The organism is Nocardia sp. NPDC050408 (assembly GCF_044458905.1).
GTDB lineage: Bacteria > Actinomycetota > Actinomycetes > Mycobacteriales > Mycobacteriaceae > Nocardia.
Map to the genome: position 1 here is coordinate 425554 of NZ_JBITIL010000003.1, position 23733 is coordinate 449286.

Consider the following 23733-nt stretch of genomic DNA (forward strand, 5'->3'; position numbering starts at 1 on the left):
CGCGTTCTCGAACGATCGCGTTCCCATAAAGCAGGTTCTTACGAGCGACCTGCGAGCAGTCGCTACGGCTACCACCGAGGAGGATGATTCGGACATGTCCAAATTCATCGACCGTGTCGTATTGCACGTGCGTGCGGGCAAGGGTGGTCACGGCTGCGCCTCCGTGCGCCGCGAGAAGTTCATGCCGCTCGGCGGACCGGACGGCGGCAATGGCGGACGCGGCGGGGATGTGATCCTCGAGGTCGACCCGAATGTGCACACCCTGCTGGACTTCCATTTCCACCCGCACGCCAAGGCGAGCAACGGCAAGCCGGGCGAGGGCAGTAACCGCGACGGCAAGCAGGGCACCGATCTGGTGCTGAAGGTGCCCGACGGCACCGTGGTGCTCGACGACGACGGCAAGGTGGTCGTCGATCTGGTCGGTTCGGGCAATAAGTTCATCGTGGCCCGTGGCGGACGCGGTGGACTCGGCAATGCCGCGCTGGCCTCCAAGGCGCGCAAGGCGCCCGGTTTCGCGCTGCTCGGCGAGGACGGTGATGAAGGCGATCTCGTCCTCGAGTTGAAGTCCGTCGCCGATGTGGGGCTGGTCGGGTTCCCGTCGGCGGGTAAGTCCTCGCTGGTGTCGGTGCTCTCGGCCGCCAAGCCGAAGATCGCGGATTACCCGTTCACCACGCTGGTGCCCAATCTCGGTGTGGTCTCCAGCGGTGACACCACCTTCACCATTGCCGATGTGCCCGGGCTGATTCCGGGCGCGAGCGAGGGGCGTGGGCTCGGGCTGGATTTCCTGCGGCATCTGGAACGCTGCGCGGTCCTCGCGCATGTTGTGGATTGCGCGACGCTGGAGCCGGGACGCGATCCGGTCTCCGATGTCGATGCGCTCGAGGCCGAACTCGCCGCCTACCAACCGGCTCTGGATGCCGATACCGGGCTCGGTGATCTGGCCGATCGGCCGCGCGTGGTGATCCTGAACAAGGTCGACGTGCCCGACGCCGCCGAGCTGGCGGAAATGGTCACGCCCGAATTCACCGCTCGCGGCTGGCGGGTCTTCGAGATTTCGGCGGTGAGCCGAGCTGGCCTGCGTCCCTTGACCTTTGCGCTCGCCGAGCTGGTCGAGCAGTATCGGAGCGCGCATCCGAAGGCCGCGCCGAAGCGTCCGGTGATCCGCCCGATCGCGGTGAACGAGTCCGGCTTCAGTGTGATCGCCGATCCCGAGGAGCCGGGCGGCTTCATCGTGCGCGGGCCGCAACCGGAGCGCTGGGTGCGCCAGACCCAGTTCGATAACGACGAAGCCGTCGGTTACCTCGCCGACCGCCTGGCCCGCCTCGGTGTCGAAGACGAACTCGTGAAGCAGGGCGCTGAGCCCGGTGCGCCGGTCACGATCGGCGATGTCACCTTCGAGTGGGAGCCGCAGATCTCCGCGGGCATCGATATGGTGCCCACCGGCCGCGGCACCGACATCCGTCTGGAGCACAACGACCGGATCAGCGCCGCCGAACGCAAACACGCCTCCCGAGTGCGCCGCGGTCTGGTCAAGGACGACGAGGAATAACGTGGACGCCGTGGGCTTGTGGTGTGCGCCGGGGTCTGGCACGGCGTTTCGGCGAGCGCTGCGGCTCGGGTCGCCCGTTCAGCGCGCGTCGGAATTCAGTGCGGGCCAGTGCGTTCGGGCAGTATCGCTCCCGGCGGGTTCCGTTGGCCTGGATGGTGCGGCGAGTTCGATCGAGTCGGTTGGTGCAGTGAGCTCGGTTGGTCCGGGCCTGGTTCGGTCTGTTGATGCGGCGGCTGGCTCGGCGGTGGCGGCTTGTGCCTTGCGGTCGGCCGGTGCGCCCAGGCCAGTTCGGGCGATCGACTTCGTGGGTTCTGTTGTGGTACAGGGAGTTCGGTTGCGATGCAGGTGAGTTCGGGGATGGCCGAGGTGATGTCGCAGTCCGGGCTGAGTGAAGCCAGGACGGCGATTGCATCGGCGCGCAGTGTGGTGGTGAAGATCGGGTCTTCGGCGCTGACCAGCCTTAAGGGCGGACTCGACATGTCGCGCCTGGATCGGCTTGCCGATGCGGTGGAGGCGCGGATGCAGGCCGGATCCGATGTGGTCGTGGTTTCGTCCGGTGCGATCGGTGCGGGTATCGCTCCGCTCGGATTGACAACTCGCCCAAGGGATTTAGCTACCAAGCAGGCTGCGGCAAGTGTCGGTCAGTTGGCATTGGCGCATGCGTGGGGCACCTCGTTCGCGCGGTTCGGGCGCACGGTCGGGCAGGTGCTGTTGAGCGCCGACGACTTCTCGCGCCGGGAACATCACCGCAATGCCCAGCGCACCCTGGACCGGTTGCGCTCGCTCGGTGCGGTCGCCGTCGTGAACGAAAACGATACCGTCGCAACGGAAGAGATTCGCTTCGGCGATAACGACCGCCTAGCCGCGCTGGTCGCGCATCTGGTCGGCGCCGACGCGCTGGTGCTGCTCTCCGATGTCGAGGGCCTGTATGACGGCGATCCGCGCAAGGGTGCCGCCAACTTCATCCCCGAGGTCCGCAGCAGCGCCGACCTCGACGGCGTCATCGCGGGCAGCGGCGGCGCACTGGGCACCGGCGGCATGGCCTCCAAACTCTCCGCGGCCCGGCTGGCCGCCGACGCGGGCGTGCCTGTCCTGCTGGCCGCCGCCACCGAGGCCGAAATCGCGCTCAGCGCGGGCACCGTCGGCACCGCCTTCGCCGCCCGCCCGGTTCGCCTCTCCGCCCGCAAATTCTGGGTCCGCCACGCCGCCGATAGCCGCGGCGCCATCCTCATCGATGAGGGTGCCGTCCAAGCCGTCGCCGACCGCCGTCGCTCACTGCTCGCCGCAGGCATAACCGGCGTCCGTGGCCGCTTCCACGGCGGCGACGTAGTCGACCTCATCGCCCCCGACAACCGCATAGTCGCCCGCGGCGTAGTCGAATACGACAGCACCGAACTCTCCGGCATGCTCGGCCGCTCCACCACGGAACTCCCGGACACCATGCAACGTCCGGTAATCCACGCCGACGACCTGGTCAAGGTTTAGCGTCTGTTTCCTGCGGCAACCGGAACGTAGTGATGTACCGCGACGAGCGATGACGACGGCCTCGGTCAAAGTTTCGCCGGTTTGCGCCGCCAGCTCCCGCGCCAGCCGATCGGCTTCCGGATGCTCAGAGCCATATCATGATTCTCGACGAATAGGCGGAATCTGGACACCGATCTGATTTGTCGAGACCAGTCGGATTCGTGCTTTTCGGGAGCTACTCATCGCTGACCGCTGTCTGGGGTTGGGATGACGCCAGGTTGGTTGCTGGTTGGTGGGGGTTGGGAGGGGCCGGTTCGGTCGGGGATGGGGCCGGTGATGCCTGGTTGGCCGCCGGGGTCGGGGAGGGAAGGGGTTGGTGCCGACGGGCCGGGGGCCGGGGGCGCGGGTGGAGGCGCCTGTTGAGTTGGGGGTGCTGGTGCGGGTTCCGGAGGTTGTGGCTCCTGCGTTGGGGGCGGGGCCTGTTGGGGTGGGGCCGGAGGGGGTGCTTGTTGGGTTGATGGTTCCGGCTGTGGGGCCGGAGTGGGCTGTGGCGCCTGGGATTCCGATGTCGGAGGTGCTGGGTTTGGTTGCGGCGCTGGAGATTCCGGCGTGGCAGGTACCGGTGAGTCTGGGGCGGGTTGAGGGGGCGGAGCCGGGGTGGGCTGTGGTGCCTGTGACTCCGGGATTCCAGGGGCGGGGGTGGTGGGTGCTGGTGTCGTTGGGTCCGGAGTTGGTTGCGGTGCTGGGGATTCCGGCGTGGCGGGAATTGGTGCGGGTTCCGGAGAGCTGGGTGCCGGGGTGGTGGGTGCTGGTGTCGTTGGGCCCGGAGTTCGTTGCGGTGCTGGGGATTCCGGTGTAGAAGGGCCCGGGGGGCTGGGTTCCGGGGTTGGTTGCGGTGCTTGGGATTCTGGCGTGGAAGGTGCTGGTGTGCCCGGGGTCGGGGTGGGTTGTGGTGCTTCGGGCTCCGGGGTGGGGGTTGGCTGTGGTGTTTGGGAATGCGGGGTGGAGGGCTCGGTTTCGGGGATCTGCGCGCCGGGCTGGCTTGGTTCGCGAGTGGGCGAGTGCCGGGGTGCCAACGTCGCGTCCGGAGTGCCCGGCAAGGAGGGCGGGCTGGGGAGGGCCGGGACGGCGGTGCCTGCCATTTGGTAGGCGGGTTTGTAGATCATGTTCATGGCGAGGACGGCTTCTTGGCGCAGTGCTTCCTGCGCCATTTGCGCATTGATCACATGGGCGGCTTCGAGCAGTCGGGCTATGGCGCCGATCGGACCCGAATTGCCCGGTGGGACAACGGCGATCTTCACCGCTTCGGCGGCCGCGGCCACCGCGCCGAGGCGGGTGCCGACCTGTCCCATGATCGCGGCGAGTTCATCGACGGAGTCGGCGTAGCTACGGGCGCAGGCGTAGGCGGCTTCGGCGGCGACGCCCTCCCAGGCCATCGAATTCATTACCCGATCCGAGCCGGCTCTGGTCAGTGGAAACGAACTCGCCAGTGTCCCTGCGACTTCCAGCCAGGTGACCGATGCGTTGAGGATCTGCGCGGCGTCGATCTGCTGGGTCTCGGCGTAGATCTCCTCATGCTTCATCGACTCGAAATGCTCCATCGAGCTGATGTAATCGGGATCATTACCGCTCATCGTCGCGCCTCGCTGACGTTCGACCGCGTCTTGCGCGTGGCGTGGTGTGTCTTGTTTTGCTGATCGGGTGGCTGATAGCCGTTCTGCGCGGAATCACAGCTCATCGCGGTACCCGCGTTTCGATCGCCCGCAATGCCGCGGCATTCGCCGCATCGGCCTCCTCGAACAGCCCGCCGCTGATCAGGAAGGCCTCCTTCATGCGGTAGGCGGCTTCGATGTAGTGGTCGAGCAGGGTGGCGGCGTCGCGGGCCTTGTGCGCGAATCCGGCCTGTAATTGCTGTGCGGAGATGAATCCGCCGAAGCCGCCCAGTTCGCCCGCCGATTCGAGGCGTCGGCGTAGATAGATGAGCCGGTCGGCTTGGTTGTCGTACATTTCGGCGCAACGTCGCGCCGCATCCGGGTCGAACTTGACGGTGCCCGCCTGTGCCTCCTGTTTGAAGCGGGCAATATCGGCTCGGCTGCTCTCGATCGTCATGCACCACACCCCCGGGGATCGGTCGGTCCGCCTCAGACTAACCGTTAGCCATGCCTCCGGATGAAATAGTTCCGGTCGGTTACGGCTTATCAGGCCGGCGCGGGAATACGTTTCTGCAGCTGGGTCGCGAGTTGCTCGGCCGAGGCGGGCACGATGTGCACGGTATCGCCCGCTTTGATCAGATAGCGCCCGTCGCCCTTGACGTCGATCCAGGTGTAGTGGATCGGCGGCTGCGGGGAGGGTTGGTCCAGTCGCCCTTCGATCCGGATGTGTCCCTCGGCGGTATGCGGCTTGAGCAGCAGCCGCCGTATCGACGGCACCGCCCGCTGCGCTACGACCACCGTCTCGTCGTCGCGGATCGCTTCGGCGGATGCCGCCCGCGCCGGTTCGTGTCCGGCCGGGACCGCGGGCAGCAATGCGGCGATCCGAGCACCGAGTTTGGCACTGAGGCCGATCGAAAGTCGTACGCGCCCACCGAAATCCGGTCCGGAACCAGGTTCCTGGATGGCCAGGACGGCACGGTCGTAGATCGCACAGGCCAGCAGCCGGATCTCGGTGCCGGGACCGTGCCCGCCACCGATCGCCACGATCCTGGTCTGAGGTGCGGCCATGATCCGCAGGCACGCCGATAGGTCCGGATCGCTGCGCGGCGGTAGTCGCTCCTCCAGCTGTGCGCGCAATTTGTCGGCTTCGGTCTCGGTTCGTGGTGTCTCGAGAATGCGCAGCGGATACGGGTGACGGTCCACTTCGGTTTCGCGCCAGATATGGGCGAACTCGTCCGGGGTGAAGGTCCAACCCACGCCGAATCACTCCTAACAACCCACGAACGTCATCGCGCCGCTAGCGACTGCTTGCAGGTCGCTCGAAAGGGTCAGCTTACTGGTGCCTCGAGCCGTTCGAACCAAGTCTTTGCCAAGCAGTACCCAAGGTTTGCGGGCTAACGTCGAAAGCAAATCTCGGATATATCCAGACAGCCCCTTCGGTTTTGCGCTGCCTTGTGGTGCCGGAGCGCCTGCTCCGGTGCGGTGAATGGGGTGATGGGAGAAAAGTCTTGCAGCTACTCGGACCGTGGACCGACTCGACGACATTTGCCGCGCTAGGCGGGGGTAAAGCGGGTGGGTTGTACACCTTGCACAATGGTGGCTTCCGCGTTCCCGACTGGGCGGTGCTCGGCACCGACGTCTTCAACCGGTTCCTTATCGAGACCAACACCGACGTCGATTTGGCGGCTATTGTGTTGAATGTCACATCATCGGACGACCTCGATTCGGCGCTGGCCGCCGGTGCGGAACTACGCGCCGCGATCGTCGATGCGCCGCTGCCGCAGCCGGTCCTCGAACTGATCGACAATGCTTACAGCCGCCTGGGGGCGGGCGCGATCGCGGTCCGATCGTCGGCGGTCGTCGAGGACGGTCCCGGCCATTCCTATGCGGGCCAGTTCGATTCGTTCCTCAATGTCAACGGCGTCGATGCGGTCGCGGCGCGCGTGCGTGACTGTTGGGCCTCGGCCTTTTCCGAACGGTCCATCCGCTATGCCTTCGCGCACGGACAGCCGCGCGCCGATGCCATAGCCGTTGTCCTACAACGCCTTATCGATGCGCGGTCCAGCGGCGTGATGTTCACCGCGAACCCGATCAACGGCGCCGCGGACGAATTGGTTGTCAGTGCGGTGTACGGGCTCGGCGAGGGACTGGTGTCGGGTGCGGTGGACGCCGATTCGGTCGTGGTCGACAAAACCTCCGGCACCGTGCTGGAAACGACTGTGGGGGACAAGGATCGCAGCTATGCGCCCGCGGGAGCGCAGGGCTGTGCGGTGCTCGAGGTCGAGCAGCAGCGCCGCGAGAGCGCTGTGCTCGCCGATGCCGAACTGGCCGAATTGGTGGAGTGGGGACGCAAGCTGGAGGCCGATTTCGGTGCGCCGCAGGACATCGAGTGGGCCATCGGTGCCGACGGCCTCTGGTTCCTGCAGTCGCGTCCGATCACCACGGCGGTCACCGACGGCGCGGCGCGCGGTGCGGCACTGCGCGGGGCCGGTGAGGTGCTCGCCGACGGCGAAGAGCGAATCTGGGACAACTCCAACATCATCGAAAGTTTCAGCGGTATCACGTCCCCGCTGACCTACACGACCGCCGCCGACATTTACGGCCGCGTCTACCACGGTTACGCGAAGTCGCTGCGGGTGCCCGATGCGCAACTGCGCCAGACCGATCGATGGACTCCGGTGCTACTCGGCTACTTTCACGGCCGGGTCTACTACAACCTGCTGCACTGGTACCGGATGGTGGGCATCGCGCCCGGGTATCCGTTGAACAGGAAGGTGCTGGAGGCCGCGCTCGGCGTCGACGAACCGTTGCCCGACGAGATCGCGAAGACCTTGCGCCCGTTCACCTTCCGTACACGGCCGGCCCGACTGCGGTCGCGTGCGATTACCACGGTGACCTATGTGCGGCGACTGTTCGGCATCGACGATATGGTCGAGCGCTTCATGACCGACTTCTACCGCGTCTACGACGAATACGACGCACTCGACTACTCGACGCTGACCGGCGCACAGGCCTACGCGGCCTATCGCAAGGTCGACCGGGACCTGGTCGAGCGCTGGGGTCCGCTGATGGTCCTGGACGCAATCTTGTTGACCTGCACCGGTCTGATGTATCTGCTCACCAAACTGCTGCTGCCGAAGGCGCCGGAGTGGTTCCTGTACGCCGTCGTCGGGCCCGGCGCGGATGTCGAATCCGCCGAACCGGCGCGCGCTATGACCGAGCTCGCGAAGTTTGTCCGCGAGGATTCCGAGCTGGTGGCGTTGATCAATTCGACTGCGGCGGAGCAGATTTACGACGACATCGGTGACCGCACCGAATTCCTGGCCAGGGTCGAGGACTACATCGATCGCTACGGCTACCGCAGCCTGGACGAGCTGAAGCTGGAAACCCCGGATCTGCGTGAGGATCCCGCGAGCTTGTTCATCATGCTGCGCAGTGCGATCGGCCGCGTCGGCGAGGCGGCACAGCACAGCCGCAGTGCGGAGGCGGACGAATACCTCGACGCCAACCTGCACGGCTTCCGTCGGCGGATCTATGAGCGCCTGCGCGGCAAGGTGAATCGGTGCGCCGCGCATCGGGAGCGGCTGCGGTTCTGCCGGACCAGGGCCTTCGGCATGGTCAAGCGGATGATCCGGGTAATGGGCCGAGATCTGGTGGCGCGCGGCGTCATCGACGAATTCGACGATGTCTTCGCACTGACCGTCCAGGAACTGCGCGGCTGCTACGAGGGCGCCGACACAGACAACCTGCGCGATCTGGTCGCCACACGGAAAGCCCAGCGCGCCAGGGACGCCGAGTTGGTCGCTCCGGCCCGCTTCGTCACCGCAGGGCCGACATTCGGGCGCGCGGAACTCGCGCGCCAGGGCTGGGTGCCGGTCACCGACACTCCGGCGGCAACCGTCGGCACGGTCCTGCCCGGCACGCCCTCGGCATCAGGCATCGTCGAGGGCACTGCGGTGGTCGTCGACGAGCCACGCGACGTGGCAGGCGGCATTCTGGTGGCATACCGCACCGATCCCGGTTGGGTGGCCGCGCTGCCCTCGGCATCGGCGTTGGTGATCGAGCGCGGCAGCCCCCTCACTCATGTCGCGATCGTGGCACGGGAGTTGGGAGTTCCGACCGTGGTCCAAGTCAAGGACCTGACCAAGAAGATACGTTCTGGTATGGGAATACGGGTCGATGGCACGAACGGTACCGTGACTGTGCTGTCGGGAGGAGAGCCGCGCGATGATGCCGGATAAAGACGTTGCCGCAGTGCGTAATTGGCTTGCCGATCCGGCGCGTGACGCCGGGATCCACCTGGCCGACGAGGCCGACGGCTGGGAATACCGCAGCTATCACGATCTGGCGGAGCTGAGCTGGTCGATCGCGGCGCGCATGCGTGCACACGGTATGGGCAGCGGCGACGGCGCATGTGTGATCATGCCGACCGGATTCCCCTGTGCCGCCGCATTTTACGCGGTATGGGCCTGTGGTGGCGTCTTCACCCCGGTCGCGCCGCCGATGTTCGGCGACCTCGACCAGATCATCGCCCATATCGCGGCGATTCTGGAGCAGGCCCAGCCGCGTTTGGTGGTGACCTCGACCGAGTTCGAGCAGTTGGTGCGCAAAGCGGCGGAGGCGGCGGGACGCACCGATGAGCCGCTGGTGATCGATGCCGCGAATCTGGGTCCCGCGCCGGCGGAGCGCGAGTTCGGCGAGCCCGACGAATGCGCGCTGCTGCAATTCACCTCCGGATCCACCGGCACGCCGCGCGGAGTGCGGGTCAGCTGGCACAACCTGGCCAATAACATCGCGATGATCTCGTCGCTGATCGACTGGCGGCACGGCGAAACCATGGTCTCCTGGCTGCCGCTCTATCACGATATGGGCCTGGTCGGCGCATTTCTGACCACCGTGACCAATCAGGGCGAGTTGTATCTGATGCGCCCGGACCAGTTCGTCCGCGATCCGGCCCGCTGGTTGCGGGCCATGTCGCACGCACAGCACACGCCCTCGCCGTCGTTCGCCCTCGGTTATGTGGCCCACCGCGTCGCGCCGGAGGAGATCACGGATCTGGATTTGTCCGGCTGGCGCACACTGGCCGTGGGTTCCGAGCCGGTCGAGGTGGCCGATCTCCAGTCTTTCGCGGGACTGGCTGGCCGACAAGGCTTTTCGACCAACGCCTACACCCTTGCCTATGGTCTGGCGGAGGCGACGTTGATGGTGACTTCTTCGGCACGCAACCGACCCATCACCGCGCTGCGGCTGGACAATCCGAATCTGCGCTTCGGCCAACCGATTACGATCCTTGCCGAGGAATTGCTCGACGATACCCACCGTGTCGAAGGCTCCGGTTGGATCACCGGACTCGGCTATTCGACGCCCGAATCGACCGTGCGCGTGGTCGATGAAGACGGCCGGGAGCTGCCCGATGACACCCTCGGCGAGATGATCGTCGTCGGAGATTCGGTCGCGCTGGGTTACTCCGGCGAGCCCGACATCGGTTCGTCAACGCGGATCGTCGAGCGTGTGCTGTTCACCGGCGATGCCGGATTCCTGCACAACGGCGAGGTTTTCGTACTCGGCCGGATGGGGTCGAGTCTGAAGGTCCGCGGCCGGTCGGTGTTCATGGAGGACATCGAATCCCGAGTCGCACAGGAAACCGGAATCACCAAGGGCAAGCTCGCCGCCGTCGCGATCACCGAGGCCGGTGCCCAGGGCATCGCACTGTTCGCCGAATCGGCACCGGGCGGCTGGATTGCCGAGGCGCGCAGGATCATTCGCGGTGAACTCGGGCCCGCACAGACGGTGCATATCGTGACCGGCCCGCGCGGCATCATCCGCCGCACCTCGAGCGGCAAACCGCGGCGTCGGTATATGTGGCAGCTTTTCGCGGACGGTGCGTTGGCGGGCGCGGTGGTGCACGCGACCGAGGACGCTACAGAATCGGAGCTGCGCACCGACAGCCCGGCCACCGACGATGTTGTACCCGAGCCTGCCCTGCCTGCCGAACGAGTGCGACAGTTGCTCGATCGTGCATTGGAAAGTGTTGCGGTACCGCGAAATTCGACTGTGCTGTTCGAGGGGTCGCTGGCGGAAGGGTTCGGCAATGCCGGATCCGATGTCGACTTCCTGGTTGTCGCACCCGGTGACGAGGACCTGCCGACGCTGCCGACGGTGCTGTTCATCGATGGCCGTCGCGTCGAGGTGCGGACCAGGTGCGAGGCGCAGCTGCGCAATCAGCTGGAACTGGCGGCGAGTGGTTCGGACAAGATCGACGAGGATCTGCTCAACCGGTGTCAGCGATTCTTGCGCGCGACCGTGGTACAGGCCGGGGAACCGAATGTCGCGGAATTGCGTGCACTGCTGCCGCATTCGCACTTCACCGCCCTGATAGCCGACTGGTGGACCCGGCGTGCAACGCAGGCGCTGCGCTATGCGGTCGCGCTGCGGGGGCTACACGCCGACGCCGAAGCCGCCGACTGGGCGCGCGACGGACTGCTCCAGGCAATGAAGGGCTGGTCCGCCCGCAAGGGCGAGAGCTACCTGGAAACCAAGTGGCTGCCGCAACAGCTCGACCGTATCGGAACCGACGCGCTCATCGATCGCTACCACGACCTCACCAAGTCGACCGAGGTCGCATGGGAACACGTCTGGCAGTTGGCGGCGGCGCTCGGTGTCCCCGAGATCGCCGATGATCCGCACCAGATTCTGTTCGCGCGGCGCCCAGGAGTCACCACCTGGACGATCGGCGGTCGCATCCACGTGATCCGCGACGACCGCGACGTCTTCGCACTCTCGGACAGCGCGGCCCGCGCCTGGCGTTCTGTGGTGTTCCGGCATTCGTTGCGCGATGTCCTCGGCCGCGCCGATCACGACATCGCCGAGGATCTGCTCGAGTTCCTCGGGCTCGGTCTGGTCGGATTGCAGTGGCGCGGCGGGGAACTCATCGAACCCGCGCTGGCCATGTGTAAGCCGGTCAAGCCGTATACTCCGGTGCCCTACGCGGCCGCACCCGCCCTGGGGCTGACCGGTGCCGCACGCGACGATGTGATCGCGACGCTGTCACCCCTGCCCGCAACCAGATTCACCGAATGCGCGCTGAATTTGGTGTGGTCCAATGTCGTCCTGGAGAACGCCAGGGAGGATCTGGCGGGTGCGGTCAAGAACTCGCAGGGCGCGGTCGCCGATATCGCCGCACACCGGCTCATCGCCATGGCGGTCCGTGTCCTGTTGTCCGCATTCGGGATTCACCCGTTACCTGCCGATGTCGCGCCCGCACAGACCCTGCGACGACTGTTGCCGGGCCACGCCCTGCGTCGTGATGATCTGCTGGCACAGCTGGAATCGGCACGGCGGGTCCGTTTCTCGGAGATAATCGGAACAGGCGGAGATACTTTCGCGGGTTTCGCGGTGCTGGACGATTTCGTCACACTGGTCCGATCGATCGCGGCGGGGGCAGAGACGACAGCGGGGTTCCCGGCCTCCTTCGATTCGCGTGAGCAGTGGCGGCGCACCCTGGCGATCGGTTACGACTGGCTGCGCATCGCCGGGTACCTGAATACCGACCTACCTCTGGACGAGGCCCGCGATCTGCTGACCTCCGGTGGCCAACAACCGCATCTGCGGGAAGGAGAGTCATGACTGCGGATAAGGTGCGCCGGATCGTCCTGGCCATGGCCCCGCAACCGCCCGCCGAATTGTCCGACGAGCACCGCCTCGTGGAGGATCTCGGGTTCGATTCACTGCGTCTGATGGAACTCACTGTTGTCCTGGAGCGGGCGTTCGAACTGCCGCGCTACCGGCCAGAGGAGCTGGTGGGCGTGCGCCGGGTCGATGCGGTGATCGCCCTGGTCGCGGGCAGTTCGGCGGCTGGCGAGGTGCCACTATGAGCTCCGGCGATACCGTGCTGGTGACCGGTGCGGCCGGATTGGTCGGCGCCGAGGTAGTGGCCAGGCTCGCGGCCGCGAGTCGGCCGATCGCCGCTGTGCTGCACAGCAATTCGACTATCGTGCGCAATGACGGCACGCTGATCGAGCCGGGTACGGCAGTCGCGGGCGACGTGCGCATGCCCGGATTCGGTCTCTCCGAGCGCGATACCGAAGACCTCGCCGAGCGAGTCGGCATCATCGTGCACTGTGCGGCGACCACGGCATTCGATGCATCGGCCGCGGACTACGAGGAACTCAATGTGGTCGGCACCGCGAATGCTATCGCGCTCGCACGTGAGTGGGAGGTGCCGCTGGTGCATGTCAGCACCGCATATGTGTGCGGTATGCGCGGCGGCACCATCGCCGAGGATGAACTCGATGCCGGTCAAACTTTCGGAAATGGGTACGAGGACAGCAAGTTTCGCGCCGAAAAGCTGGTGCGAGCGGCCGGGGAGCAGGGCCTGTCGTGGGTGATCGTGCGCCCCGGCATCGTTACCGGGGCCAGCGATACCGGCACGATCCGGGAGTACAAGAACCTCTACACCGTGGTGAAACTCATGGTCGAGGGCAAGTTGCGCGCACTGCCCGGCCGCTACGACGCGACGCTGTCGCTCGCGCCGGTCGATCATGTCGCCGATGTAATCGCCGCAGCCGTATTGGATTTCGACTCCGCGCGCAATCGTACGCTGCACGCGCTCGGCCGCGACACTCTTTCGCTGCGCGAGGTCTCCGATGTGCTCGCCGAATATCCGTCCTTCGAGGTCGCCACCTTCGTGCCGGCGGCGACCTTCGCCGAGGACGATCTCGAGCCGATCGAGCGGGAGTACTACCGCCGCATCGGTTCGCTCTACACCAGCTACTTCCGGCGACGGCTGGTATTCGACACCGCCCGTGCCGACGTGCTGCTCGGCAAGCCGTCCCCGGCCAGCGGCAAGGAGTATCTGCGGGTGCTGCTGGACTACTGCCTGGAATCGGGATACCTGGGCATGCCGCTGCCTTCGATAGCGGACATCCTGGCCGGCAACGACTTCGACGGAGCCGCCCCATGAGTGCGATGACGCCCGAGTCGCTGCGGGAACTGCTGAGCACGCTGACGCCATCACCGCAGAAGGTCGACGCCTATGTCGCCGACACCTATGTCCAGGAATCGGTCGACCAGCTCGATCGACTCGGCCTCGACGTGGCCGAATTCGCCAGGGAGCATTCGCTACTGCTGCTCAAGCCGGATGCGATCGTCGCTCGTTCCGTCGAGCCGACGCTGAACTGGCTAGCCGACAACGGGTTTCGGATCGTCAGCGCATTCCGCGTCCCGGTGGACCGGCATCTGGCGCGCGCGCTGTGGTATTTCGCGTGGAATATCGCCTCCCCCGAACGCCGCCGTCTGGCCGATCTGCTGGTCGCCATCTCGGATGTGCTCGTACTCGTCGTGCACGCCCCAGACGGTGAACTGCCCGTACCGGTGCGGCTCACCGAGGCGAAGGGCGCTACCGATCCGCGCAAGCGCCGCCCCGGCGAGCTGCGGTATCTGCTCGGCCGCCACAACTATCTGCTCAACCTGGTGCATTCGCCCGACGATCCCGCCGACGTGCTGCGGGAACTCGCCATCTACCTGGACGAATGGAGTCGGGCAACAGTGATCGCACAGGCCTGCACCGGAGCGGACCGCACAGCGGACGCGGTCGCGGTCGCCGAGGAACTCTATGCGCGCACACCCGCGCGCAGCTTCGATCGGGCGGACGCGCTCGACCGGGTGCTGCACGATTCGGCAGGGGGCGGTAAGGCGGCCCCGCCCGGCTTCGATCCGGCCTCGGATGCGGACTGCGCGCAGTTGCTGTATCAGTCCTGGGCCGATGGCCGGGAGCTGGATCCGTGGTCGGTGATCGTACTCGGATCCTATGTACTTCCCATGCGGACCGGCACCGCGTCGCAGACGTTGCGGCCGGTGTCCGCCGAAGAATGGTTGGAGGGTCGAACGTGACCACAGATGCGGCCGCCGTGCAGACGGCGAGCCATACCCGCACGATCTCCCGGGAACTCGCACACCGATGCGCGGTCTCGGAGGTGTTCGTCACCTCATTGGACGCCGTGGGCGAGCACACCTTCGTCGCCGGAGCTCAACTACCCAGGATGCACGCGTATTACGGCGATCATGCCGGGTCGCTTGCGGTGCGCCATGATCCGCTTGTGGTCATGGAGGCGGCCCGGCAGGCGGCCATCGCATTGACGCACAAGTTCTACGGCGTGCCGAACGAAATGGCCTTCGTGGTGCGCACTTTCAACGGCACCGGATCCGACACCGCCGCCTGGGAGGTGCGTACCGCGCCCGCCGATCTGGTGATGCATGTGCGAGTTCCGCAGCGTCACCAGCGCGGTGGCGCGCTGCAGGGCGTCGATATGGTGCTCGAGATCGAATCCGACGGCGAGCCGATGCTGACGGTCGACGGGTCCTTCTCCTGGGTGACCGCGCGACAGTGGTCGGCACTGCGTAGCGGATTCCGGGAAAGCCTGGGGCTCGGTGCGTTTCGCGGTGCCTCGGCACTGACCGAGCGCGCCGCACCCGCCTCGGTGGGCCGGGAGAACTGGCGCAATGTGGTGATCGGCCCGCCGGTACGCGACGGCGCGATCGCACGGGCGAGGTTGGTGCCCGATCTCGGCCATCCCTTCCTGTTCGACCACCAGCTCGACCATGTGCCCGGCAGCCTGCTCATCGAGGCCTGCCGCCAGACCGCATTGTCGATGGTCGTGCGAGATATGCCCCAACTCGAGTGTGTGGCAAGTACTTTCGACCGGTTCGTAGAACTGGACCTGCCCGTGGAATGCATCGCCGAGATCACCGATGAAGGGGCGGGCAGTACCGTGATCCATTGCGAGATCCACCAGGCCGATGCCGTGGCCGCTCGGATAGATCTCGAATTCGCCGAGGATGCACTGGTTTCCGAGGCCGATTCCGAAGGAGTCTGATGGGCGAGGAGTTCACGGGCACCGACCTGCTGACCACCACCCGCGCCTTCCGCCGCCGCCTCGACCTGACCCGTCCGGTCGCGCGCCAGGATCTACTGGACTGCCTGGATATCGCGGTGCATGCGCCGAGTGGCACCAATCGTCAGCCGTGGCGCTTTTTGGTCGTCGAGGATTCGGCGACCAAACAGCAGATCGCCGAGTATTACCGAAAGGGTTTCGCCGCTTACCTTTCCGCGCGCACGCCCCGTCCGGACCAACTAGGTGATCTGGCCTCCGGGCAGCACCTCGCGGCGCATCTACACGAGGTGCCCGCCCTGGTCATCGTGTGCTCTCTCGGTCGTCCACCCGCGAATGCGTCGGCGCTGCTGCTGGCCAGTTTCTACGGCTCGATCTATCCGGCGGTCTGGAACTTCATGCTCGCGCTGCACGAACGTGGGCTCGGCTGCACCATGACGACCGCGCATCTGGCCTATGAGCGTGATATCGCCGATCTGCTCGGGATTCCGTTCCAGCAGGTCACTCAGGTCGCCATGTTGCCGGTCGCTCATCTGCTGCCCGGCACCCAGGGCCCGGGACTGCGGCGCACGCCTGCCGCGGAGGTGACCATGTGGGACCGGTGGACGCAAGCGTGAGCGAGCGAATGTTGTCGCAGCGTGTACTGAAGCCGAGCGCCGGCGAGGCGCAGGCATGAGCGAGGTCGCTGGCACGTCGTCCTCGGGTGTCCTCGATTCCGTCGTTCGTATCGGGCGCTTCACCGCGGTCATGTACAAACCGCACTACGTTCTGTACGGCGTGCTGTGGGTGCTGGCGTTGGAGGGCACCGCAGCCCTTGTGTCACAACCGGATTCGGGCTGGCATCCGACGGGTTCCACCGCTTTGCGCATCGTCGTCGTCGCGTTCGTCCTGCTGTATCTGCGCATGGTCGACGAGCAGAAGGACCTGGACTACGACCGTGTGCACAACCCGGACCGTCCCTTGGTCACCGGCGCGATCTCGGCCGCCGAACTGCGTGCCGCCATGGCCGCGATCGCCATCGGTGCGATCGCCGCCAGCCTGACGCTCTCGGTAATCTCCGCGCTCATGATCGCCGCAGTCCTCGCCTACGGCCTGGCACTGTGGGGTCTCGAGCGGTTATCGGCGACCATCCGAACCGATATTCTGGCGAATCTGGCCGTCACCTATCCGGTTCAACTACTGGTCACCGCCTATGTCGTCCTCTCTGCCGCTGACACCGGCGAGGTCCGCGCAATCTGGAAGACCGCGGCAGTTGCCCTGATCTTCGCGGGCGCATTCCTGCAATTCGAATTCGCCCGCAAGACATCTCGCACGCCACGCCCCGACGAGCACTTCTACTCCAATGCGCTCGGTGCGACCGGCAGCACGGCCTTCGGGCTGCTGTGCGCCGCCGTCGCCGCCGCTACCGACATCGTCCTGGTCCAGCCATGGACGAAAACGGCGGTCGTCGACTGGATTCCGTTGGCGCTCTTACTGCTTCCCATTTGGGGTGCGGTGAAGTTCGTACGCGGCAGCAAGCCGGATTATCCAGTAGTCCCGGCCGTCCTGTTCATCCTGACGCTGTACATAGCGCTGATCATCCAGGCGATCACTCTGACGTAAGTCCGAGCGCAGCAGATTTCAGCCGATCGGCAAGCACGCCGACCCGAGATCGACGCCCGTTCCGACGCGCACCACAACTGAGCCCTCCGACTCGGGCGTGTAATTTCCGCCCACGTACTTCGCCCGCAACGTGTGATTACCGGTCGTTGCGGGCTTCCAATCGACCTGGGCCGTCAAGGAGACACCATTCGACGGCGTCGCCTTGTTCACCGTCGGTGTGACACTGCCGAGAAACGTCGCGTCATCCCAGAACTCCACCGGCGGAATATAATTCCCGAGCCCGAGCGCCGAACTCCCCGCCACCGTTGCCTTCAGCTGCGCCGTGCACCCGGTGGCCGCCTGCCCGGATAGCGTCACCGCGGTGGTGACATCCCCTGGTGCGCCGACGGCGGTCCCGGCGGCCAGCAACGACGCACCTCCCAACGCAACGACTGCGGCGAGAACCGCGAATCCGGACGAGATACGACGAACAGCTGTGATGGCCATGTTGGCTCCTGCACTCGCGATAATCCGACCGAACCAGTGTCGGCACAGCCTCGTCCCACCGCAAGATCTGAAAGGCCTCAGCCGCCGTAGAGCCGGATGAAATCCTGGGTGGGTTCGAGCGACGCCATGACCGCACCCTCCCGAATTGTGCTACCTACGAGGCTAGCGACGCTCTCACCACGGGAACGCGAAGTCGCGGCCCGCGTCGCCGCCGGTAAGAGCAACCGCGAGATCGCGACCACGCTGGTGTTATCCGAGCGCACCGCGCAGAACCACGTGCAACACATCCTGACCAAGCTCGGATTCGCCAACCGTAGCCAGATCGCGGCCTGGGTAAGCATGAACCTCCACCGCTGACCCACCAGGACCTGCGAAGATGCTTCATCGCGTGGCCGAAGTAACGGTTGTGTTGCCATGGGCTCATATGGCGTTGATTCCGCCGGAATTGGGAATTCTTGGTGACACGTCCCGTGAGCGGAATGAGGTGCCACATGAACACAGTGGTATGCGGCGACTGCTGGCGTCGCGAAAACTTGACGTTCGCACAGCGACTGGACCCGGCATTCATCCGGCCCGGATTTGCCCATCTTTGCCCGGAGCACCGTGCCTGTCGAGCCGAAACGCTCGGTCGGCCCGAGGCCGGACAATCGGCGGCGTGAATCCCCGAAATCAACGCGCCTCCCAGCGAATTTCGCTGGCGATCAAGGCGCGTCGGGCTATGAACCGGTACGTCCGCGTTCGCGCTCCGCGGCGGTGGCGAGGTAATCGCCCAACTCGCGCCGCAGCGTGACATCGAGCGACCGGGCAAGGGTGGCGTGCACCGAGGCGACGGCCAGTTCGCGCATTTTGTTGAGCATCGTTGTGGTGTCGGCGATTTCGCTGCTGGTCTCCGGCATCCAGCCGGCCCCGTGTTCGTCGACGATGTGCTGTTTGGCGGCCGTGATCATGATGTGGGTGATGTCATCGATGTGGTCGGCCACCTTGGCGTAGATCTCGATGAGCGTGCGCAGTTCCAGGCCGTATTCGTGCAATTCGGCGAATGAGGTGAGCAGTGCGGTATCGGTGAAGGCGACGGTATCGCCCTCGATCCGTACCAGCTTCATCTCCGCGAGCCGGTCGACGAGTTCGTCGGTATCGGTGCCGAGGATCGTCCCGATCAGTTCGCGGGGCACCTCGAAGGTTTCGTCCTTGGCCCAGCTGGCGGTCACCGCGTGTTGCAGACCGAGGACCTCGGTGAGATCTTTGCCGGTTTCCCAGCTGGTGATGAAATCGGCGATATGGGCGGTGGTGAAGCCGCGCTGCAGCAGCGCATCGATGAGTCGCAGTCGCTCCAGATGCGAATCGTCGTAGATGCTGGCGCGTCCGTCCTTGCCGATCGGCGGCGGTAGCAGCCCGCGTTCCTGGTAGGCGCGCACATTCCGGCTCGTGGTGCCCGCGGCGCGGGCCAGATCATCGATCCGGTACTCCGGCACCGATATCACCTCCCATAGCGACTAGGGCACGCTGCACCGGCGGCCAGAATGCGGTCGAGGGGAGTCTAGCGTCCCGGCCACCGGTGCCCGTCACTCAGGAAATCGCCGCGATCCGCTGCTGCGTCGTGCGCGCTGCGGGTACGACGTGATAGTCATCGAGGTCTACGGTCCGCAGCTGGCCCACGTACTGGGTGGCGAAACCCGGGTACATGGTCGCGTTGAAACCGTCCTCCGTGAGATACCAACTGCGGCAGCCGGAGTTCCACGTGGTGCTGCCGAGGCGCCGCTGGATCGCCGCGTTGTACCGATCCTGCCGGTCCAGGCGCACATCGAGCATGCGCAGATTACGGTCCAGGATGGTGCCGATCGCGCTCACCAGATAGTCGATCTGGGCCTGCATGTACACAAGCGCCGAATTGTGTCCCGGTCCCGAATTCGGCCCGAAGGTGAAGAACAGATTCGGGTACCCGGATACCGCGATGCTCTTGTAGGCATACGCGCCGCGGCGCCACTCCTCGGCGAGTACCCGCCCGTCCCGGCCGACGACCGGGATGGGCGTGCCGGTCTTGGAGACATCGAATCCGGTGGCGAAGACGATGCAATCGGCCTGGTGCTCAATACCTTCCGCAGTGCGAATGCCGTATTCGGCGATGCGGGCGATCGGCCAGGTGATCAGCTTGCAATTCTCGCGCTGCAGCGCCGGATAGTAATCGTCGGTCATCAGCAGCCGCTTGCATCCGGCACGGAAGTCCGGGGTGAGCTGGCGGCGCAGCCACGGATCCTTGACCTGCCTGCGCAGCTGAGCCCGCCCGACGAGTTCGACCACCCTGGTCAGCGGGGTATTCCAGACCACACCGAGCGCGACGGATTCGTGCCCGTAGAACCAGGCCAGGCGCGAGAGGGATTCGGCCGCGGGCACCCGGCGGTAGAGCTGCTTGGTCAGCGGGGTGGTGCGCCGATTGACCCGGGGCAGTACCCAGCCCGGCGTCCGCTGGAACACTTTGACCGAGGCCGCCTGCTCCACCAGTTCCGGAATGATCTGCACCGCACTGGCTCCGGTGCCGACGACCGCTACCTTCTTACCGGTGAAGTCGTAGTCGTGATCCCAACGGGCACTGTGGATCTTGTGGCCCCGGTAGTCCTCGATGCCGGGGATGTTCGGCAGACTCGCATTGGCCAGTGGGCCAGAGGCCAACACCACTGCTCTGGCGCGGACGGTCTCCGCGCGGTCTTCGATCGCGATGTCCCAGCACCCGGCGTCCTCGTCGAACGCGATCCCGGTGACGTTGTGACTGAAGCGGAAGTGCTTGTGCAGTCCGAACTTTGCGGCCATCGACTCGATATAGCCGAGGATTTCTCTACTACCCGAGTAGGTGTGCGACCAATTCGGGTTCGGGGCGAAACTGTAGGAGTACAGCCGCGACGGAATATCGCATGCCGCACCCGGATAGGTGTTGTCACGCCAGGTTCCGCCGATCTCGGTGCCACGTTCGAAGATCGCGAAATCACCGATTCCCTTTTGTTTCAGGCGAATCGCGGCACCGATACCGGCGAAACCGCCGCCGATAACGGCGACATCCAGGGTATGCCCCTCGCCCCTCATCGAATCGCTGCGCGATGCCATATCCATCTGTTCCTTGTTCATGCCGCGGGCTCGTAGGTGAGTTCCTTGGACCAGGTCGGCTGCGGGCGCAACAACCGCTCGGGCACCCGGGCGGTGATCTTGACCAGTGCGTCGGCCAGCAGGTGATAGGGGTGGCCGCGATTGACCACCCAGAAGGCGTGCCTCTTCACGATCTGATACATCGGCAGCCTGCGCGCGAACTCGCTGCGCTCGCCGACATTCGCGTAGCGCTTCATCGCCGCGTACAGCTTCTCCTCGTCGACGCCCATTTCGACAATGTTGTCGCGCATCTTGTTCAGCAGCGGCACATAGCTCAGCACGCCGATGATGAGCGACGGCTTGGTCCAGCCGCCGACCAGATCAATGAGCAGCTTGCGCATCTGCCCGTGCCCCAGCAGATCCATTACCGCGAAATCCACGGCCAGATGCCGGGATTCATCGGCATTGATCTTCTTGAAGGCCTCCTGACAGATCGGATCCTCGATCTCGTCCATGATGAACTTGATCAGCGCACCGTCCAGCGCCACCTCCAGCATCGGGATCACCGTGCCGAGGAACGACAGCGACATATCGTCGGAGTACTGGTCCAGGAAGTCGATGACCAGTTTGACGTTGACATTCGGCTGCGGAATCTCGTCGCCGTCGAGCATGCCCCAGCGCCGCATGAGCGCGAGTTCGGCGTTGGCGTGCTTTTGCTCCTCGGCATGGAAATAGCGGTAGATCTCGCGCAGCGTCTCATTGGGCGCCTTCTTCGCCATGGCGGCGAAGCCGCGCGCACCGACATTCTCGATCCACATCAGATCGGCCATGAACGGTTTGAGTTTGGCGTGCAGATCGGGTGAAATCGTTTCCGCGCCGGGCGCATCCCAGTCGATATCGGCCAGCGCCCACTGGCGATCCTTGATCTTGCGGAGCATATCGTCGAAATCCATAGCGTGGCGATCGCTTGCGGTTCGCTCGAAACGGTCAGCGTTGGCCATGATCAGACTCCCGTCTTATCGGAGACCGAAGACCGGTCCGTGATGGTCGAGTCCTCCTGTGGCAGTAGCCGATCCAGGAGACCGAGGGCAAAGGTGTACTGGGCGGGGAAATAGCGCTTGAGCCGCCAGATGAGGTGCGCGTCCAGTTGCGGTAGCACATACAGTTGGCCGCGGTCGTGGGCGTCGAGGGTGGTGCGTGCGACGCTGTCGGGGGAGAAGCCGGTCAGGCGCATGAGGGTGTCGGCCAGTCGGGCCGATTGCGGCGTAATGCGGCCGTCGCGAGCGACATTCGTCTTGACGAAGGTCGGACATAGCACGGTGACCGCGACTCCGGTGCCGCTCATTTCGGCGGCCATGGTCTCCGAAAGCGACAGCACCGCGGCCTTGGACGCGTTGTAGACCGCCATTGATGGTGCGGCGGCGAAGGCGGCCGCCGAGGCGACATTGATGATTCCGCCGCTGTGTTGATGGGGGCGCCCGCGCGAGCTACCGCCGCCGGGCCCGTCGCTCCCGCCACCACAGGCGGCGCGCAGTTGCGGTGCGAAGATCTCGCATCCGTGCACCACACCCCACAGGTTTATGCCGAGTGCCCACTCCCAGTCGTCGAAACCGATTTCGCCGACCGGCTTTCCGCCGATGCCGACACCGGCATTGTTGACCACCAGCGTGACCGGGCGCTCGAAGAGCGTTTCGGCAAAGCGCGCAAGGACTTCCACGTCTTCACGTCGCGAAACATCGCAGCGGAACGCATGCGCGGCACCGGGATGGTCGCGCTCGATGAGGGCGACGGTCTCGTCGGCGCGGGATTCATCGATATCGGCGCAGATCACCTGTCCACCTCGCTCGGCGATTTCGAGTGCGAAGGCCCGGCCGATACCGCTGCCCGCTCCGGTAACCACCGCGCGGGCGCCATAGCTGCGGCGCGGTCGGATCCCCACGGGGATGAGCCTTTCCAGTCCGAACATGTCAGCTCACCTTCTTCGTGACGGTCTGGGAAATCAGTGCGGTACGCAGGAATTCGGCGGCCCGATCCAATGCCTTGTCCGCCTCCGGCACCAGCAGCGGCAGCGCCTGGAAGACGTGCACCTGGCCCGGCCAGATCTCGAGTGCGCAGTCGCCGCCCGCATCGCGCACCATCGCGTGCAGATGTCGGGCGTCGGCAACGAGCATTTCGGCCCCGCCCGCCTGGATCAGCAGCGGCGGCATGGCCATACCTGGCGGAATTTGTAGCCGCAGGCGCGGTTCGTCGGCAGGTAGGTCGCGAGTGTAAGCATGGGGAAGTCGGCTGGCCGCGCGGGCTGAGATCACCGGATCTCGTTGCCGCCGTTCCTGTTCGGTGGCCAAACCGAAGGTGAGATCGATCAGCGGGGAGAACATCGCGACGGCGGCGGGTTGCGGCCGGGCGTGGCGGTCGTTCTCGATCAGCAGATCCAGTGCCAGATGCCCGCCCGCCGAATCGCAGGCGATCACCAGGTCTTGTGCCGCGAAACCGCGGTCGAGCAGCCAGCGGTATCCGGCCTCGACATCATCGGCGGCGGCCGGAAACCGATGCTCCGGCGCGAGCCGGTAGTCGGTGAGGAAGACCGGCAGTCCGGTCTTCTCGGACAGTTGTGCGGCCAGGCCGCGGTGGGTGCGAGCCGAGCAGAGGACGTAGCCGCTGCCGTGGATGTAGTAGATGGCGCGCTGTCCGAAATCCACGCCGGGTGCGCGGACCCATTCACCGCGGACAGCTCCGGACCTGACCTGGACGACGGATATGCCACGCGGCGGCGGACCCGCCGTGGCCATGATCGTCGCGATCAGTTTGCGTGCGAACCACACTCCCGGCGCGTTCAGAGGTACCGCATTGTTCAGCGGCCGCAGCCCGATCTCGCATGCCGCGGCAGCGAGTCTGGACCGTGCCGAGGGCACCGTCGCAACGTCGGGGACCGAGGTCCTCGTTGACCTTGTCATGAGCTAAGCGTCAGGCATGACTGTGCCAGTTGTCAATGGCACATTTAAGGCAGGCTTCTTCT

General features: G+C 65.5%; 21 protein-coding genes and 1 pseudogene. 13 read left to right on the forward strand and 9 right to left on the reverse strand.

From position 1 onward, the window contains the following. Positions 1-94: 94 nt before the first annotated feature. Positions 95-1549 (forward strand): GTPase ObgE, encoded by a 1455-nt coding sequence (gene obgE, locus ACIBJI_RS11710; protein ID WP_397083979.1) that lies wholly within the window; start codon positions 95-97, stop codon positions 1547-1549. Positions 1550-1918: 369 nt separating this feature from the next. Continuing rightward, the gene (proB, locus tag ACIBJI_RS11715) at positions 1919-3034 is read left to right on the forward strand and encodes a glutamate 5-kinase (RefSeq protein ID WP_397084239.1); all 1116 of its coding nucleotides are present in this window, start codon (positions 1919-1921) and stop codon (positions 3032-3034) included. Positions 3035-3072: 38 nt separating this feature from the next. Here the strand turns inward: proB and ACIBJI_RS11720 are convergent. Beyond that, a pseudogene (locus tag ACIBJI_RS11720) lies at positions 3073-3139 on the reverse strand (antitoxin); the annotation flags it as partial. Positions 3140-3578: 439 nt separating this feature from the next. Here ACIBJI_RS11720 and ACIBJI_RS11725 point away from each other — a divergent pair. Then, entirely contained in the window at positions 3579-3872 is a 294-nt protein-coding gene (locus ACIBJI_RS11725) for a hypothetical protein (RefSeq protein ID WP_397083981.1), read from the forward strand. 328 nt (positions 3873-4200) lie between these two features. Then, positions 4201-4710: a hypothetical protein gene (locus ACIBJI_RS11730; RefSeq protein WP_364339031.1), complete on the forward strand. Its 510-nt coding sequence runs from the start codon at positions 4201-4203 to the stop codon at positions 4708-4710. A 37-nt stretch (positions 4711-4747) separates the two neighbouring features. Here ACIBJI_RS11730 and ACIBJI_RS11735 read toward each other — a convergent pair whose 3' ends face one another. Together ACIBJI_RS11735 and ACIBJI_RS11740 are read right to left on the reverse strand one after the other, a co-directional pair. Beyond that, positions 4748-5122, reverse strand: a complete 375-nt coding sequence (locus tag ACIBJI_RS11735; protein ID WP_396955766.1) for a hypothetical protein — start codon at positions 5120-5122, stop codon at positions 4748-4750. An 89-nt stretch (positions 5123-5211) separates the two neighbouring features. Beyond that, positions 5212-5922, reverse strand: a complete 711-nt coding sequence (locus ACIBJI_RS11740; protein ID WP_397083983.1) for an ESX secretion-associated protein EspG — start codon at positions 5920-5922, stop codon at positions 5212-5214. Positions 5923-6173: 251 nt separating this feature from the next. Between ACIBJI_RS11740 and ACIBJI_RS11745 the strand changes: the two genes are divergently transcribed. The 8 genes from ACIBJI_RS11745 to ACIBJI_RS11780 are packed head-to-tail and all read left to right on the forward strand — an operon-like array spanning position 6174 to position 17156. After that, a complete protein-coding gene (locus ACIBJI_RS11745) occupies positions 6174-8906 on the forward strand; it encodes a phosphoenolpyruvate synthase (RefSeq protein ID WP_397083985.1) in 2733 nt (910 codons plus the stop codon). After that, positions 8893-12291, forward strand: coding sequence for an AMP-binding protein (locus ACIBJI_RS11750; RefSeq protein WP_364339040.1), 3399 nt, complete (start codon positions 8893-8895; stop codon positions 12289-12291). The genes ACIBJI_RS11745 and ACIBJI_RS11750 overlap by 14 nt, the downstream gene beginning before the upstream one ends. Further along, positions 12288-12539: a phosphopantetheine-binding protein gene (locus tag ACIBJI_RS11755; RefSeq protein ID WP_364339042.1), complete on the forward strand. Its 252-nt coding sequence runs from the start codon at positions 12288-12290 to the stop codon at positions 12537-12539. The genes ACIBJI_RS11750 and ACIBJI_RS11755 overlap by 4 nt, the downstream gene beginning before the upstream one ends. Beyond that, entirely contained in the window at positions 12536-13627 is a 1092-nt protein-coding gene (locus tag ACIBJI_RS11760) for an SDR family oxidoreductase (protein WP_364339044.1), read from the forward strand. The genes ACIBJI_RS11755 and ACIBJI_RS11760 overlap by 4 nt, the downstream gene beginning before the upstream one ends. After that, positions 13624-14556, forward strand: a complete 933-nt coding sequence (locus tag ACIBJI_RS11765) for a nucleoside-diphosphate kinase (protein ID WP_397083988.1) — start codon at positions 13624-13626, stop codon at positions 14554-14556. Before ACIBJI_RS11760 ends, ACIBJI_RS11765 begins: the two co-directional genes overlap by 4 nt. Then, positions 14553-15539 carry a ScbA/BarX family gamma-butyrolactone biosynthesis protein gene (locus tag ACIBJI_RS11770; protein ID WP_364339049.1) on the forward strand — a complete coding sequence of 329 codons (987 nt, stop codon included), beginning with the start codon at positions 14553-14555 and terminating at the stop codon, positions 15537-15539. Before ACIBJI_RS11765 ends, ACIBJI_RS11770 begins: the two co-directional genes overlap by 4 nt. Continuing rightward, positions 15539-16171: a nitroreductase family protein gene (locus ACIBJI_RS11775; protein WP_364339052.1), complete on the forward strand. Its 633-nt coding sequence runs from the start codon at positions 15539-15541 to the stop codon at positions 16169-16171. The genes ACIBJI_RS11770 and ACIBJI_RS11775 overlap by 1 nt, the downstream gene beginning before the upstream one ends. A gap of 55 nt (positions 16172-16226) precedes the next feature. Beyond that, complete coding sequence (locus ACIBJI_RS11780; RefSeq protein WP_397083991.1) at positions 16227-17156, forward strand: hypothetical protein; 930 nt, start codon at positions 16227-16229, stop codon at positions 17154-17156. A gap of 18 nt (positions 17157-17174) precedes the next feature. On the opposite strand, the gene ACIBJI_RS11785 is transcribed toward ACIBJI_RS11780, so the two are convergent. Then, entirely contained in the window at positions 17175-17642 is a 468-nt protein-coding gene (locus ACIBJI_RS11785; RefSeq protein ID WP_364339056.1) for a hypothetical protein, read from the reverse strand. 126 nt (positions 17643-17768) lie between these two features. On the opposite strand from ACIBJI_RS11785, the gene ACIBJI_RS11790 reads away from it, so the two are divergent. Further along, positions 17769-17999, forward strand: coding sequence for a response regulator transcription factor (locus ACIBJI_RS11790; RefSeq protein WP_396955774.1), 231 nt, complete (start codon positions 17769-17771; stop codon positions 17997-17999). Positions 18000-18358: 359 nt separating this feature from the next. Here ACIBJI_RS11790 and ACIBJI_RS11795 read toward each other — a convergent pair whose 3' ends face one another. The 5 genes from ACIBJI_RS11795 to ACIBJI_RS11815 all read right to left on the reverse strand — a co-directional run bounded on the left by ACIBJI_RS11795 (position 18359) and on the right by ACIBJI_RS11815 (position 23671). Then, positions 18359-19114: a MerR family transcriptional regulator gene (locus tag ACIBJI_RS11795; RefSeq protein WP_364339061.1), complete on the reverse strand. Its 756-nt coding sequence runs from the start codon at positions 19112-19114 to the stop codon at positions 18359-18361. A 94-nt stretch (positions 19115-19208) separates the two neighbouring features. After that, on the reverse strand, positions 19209-20717 hold the full coding sequence (locus ACIBJI_RS11800; protein WP_397084241.1) for a flavin-containing monooxygenase: 1509 nt from the start codon (positions 20715-20717) through the stop codon (positions 19209-19211). Positions 20718-20755: 38 nt separating this feature from the next. Continuing rightward, on the reverse strand, positions 20756-21718 hold the full coding sequence (locus tag ACIBJI_RS11805; protein WP_364339063.1) for a ferritin-like domain-containing protein: 963 nt from the start codon (positions 21716-21718) through the stop codon (positions 20756-20758). A 2-nt stretch (positions 21719-21720) separates the two neighbouring features. Continuing rightward, the gene (locus tag ACIBJI_RS11810; protein ID WP_397083993.1) at positions 21721-22683 is read right to left on the reverse strand and encodes an SDR family NAD(P)-dependent oxidoreductase; all 963 of its coding nucleotides are present in this window, start codon (positions 22681-22683) and stop codon (positions 21721-21723) included. 1 nt (position 22684) lies between these two features. Beyond that, complete coding sequence (locus ACIBJI_RS11815) at positions 22685-23671, reverse strand: alpha/beta hydrolase (protein ID WP_364339069.1); 987 nt, start codon at positions 23669-23671, stop codon at positions 22685-22687. Positions 23672-23733: the final 62 nt, after the last annotated feature.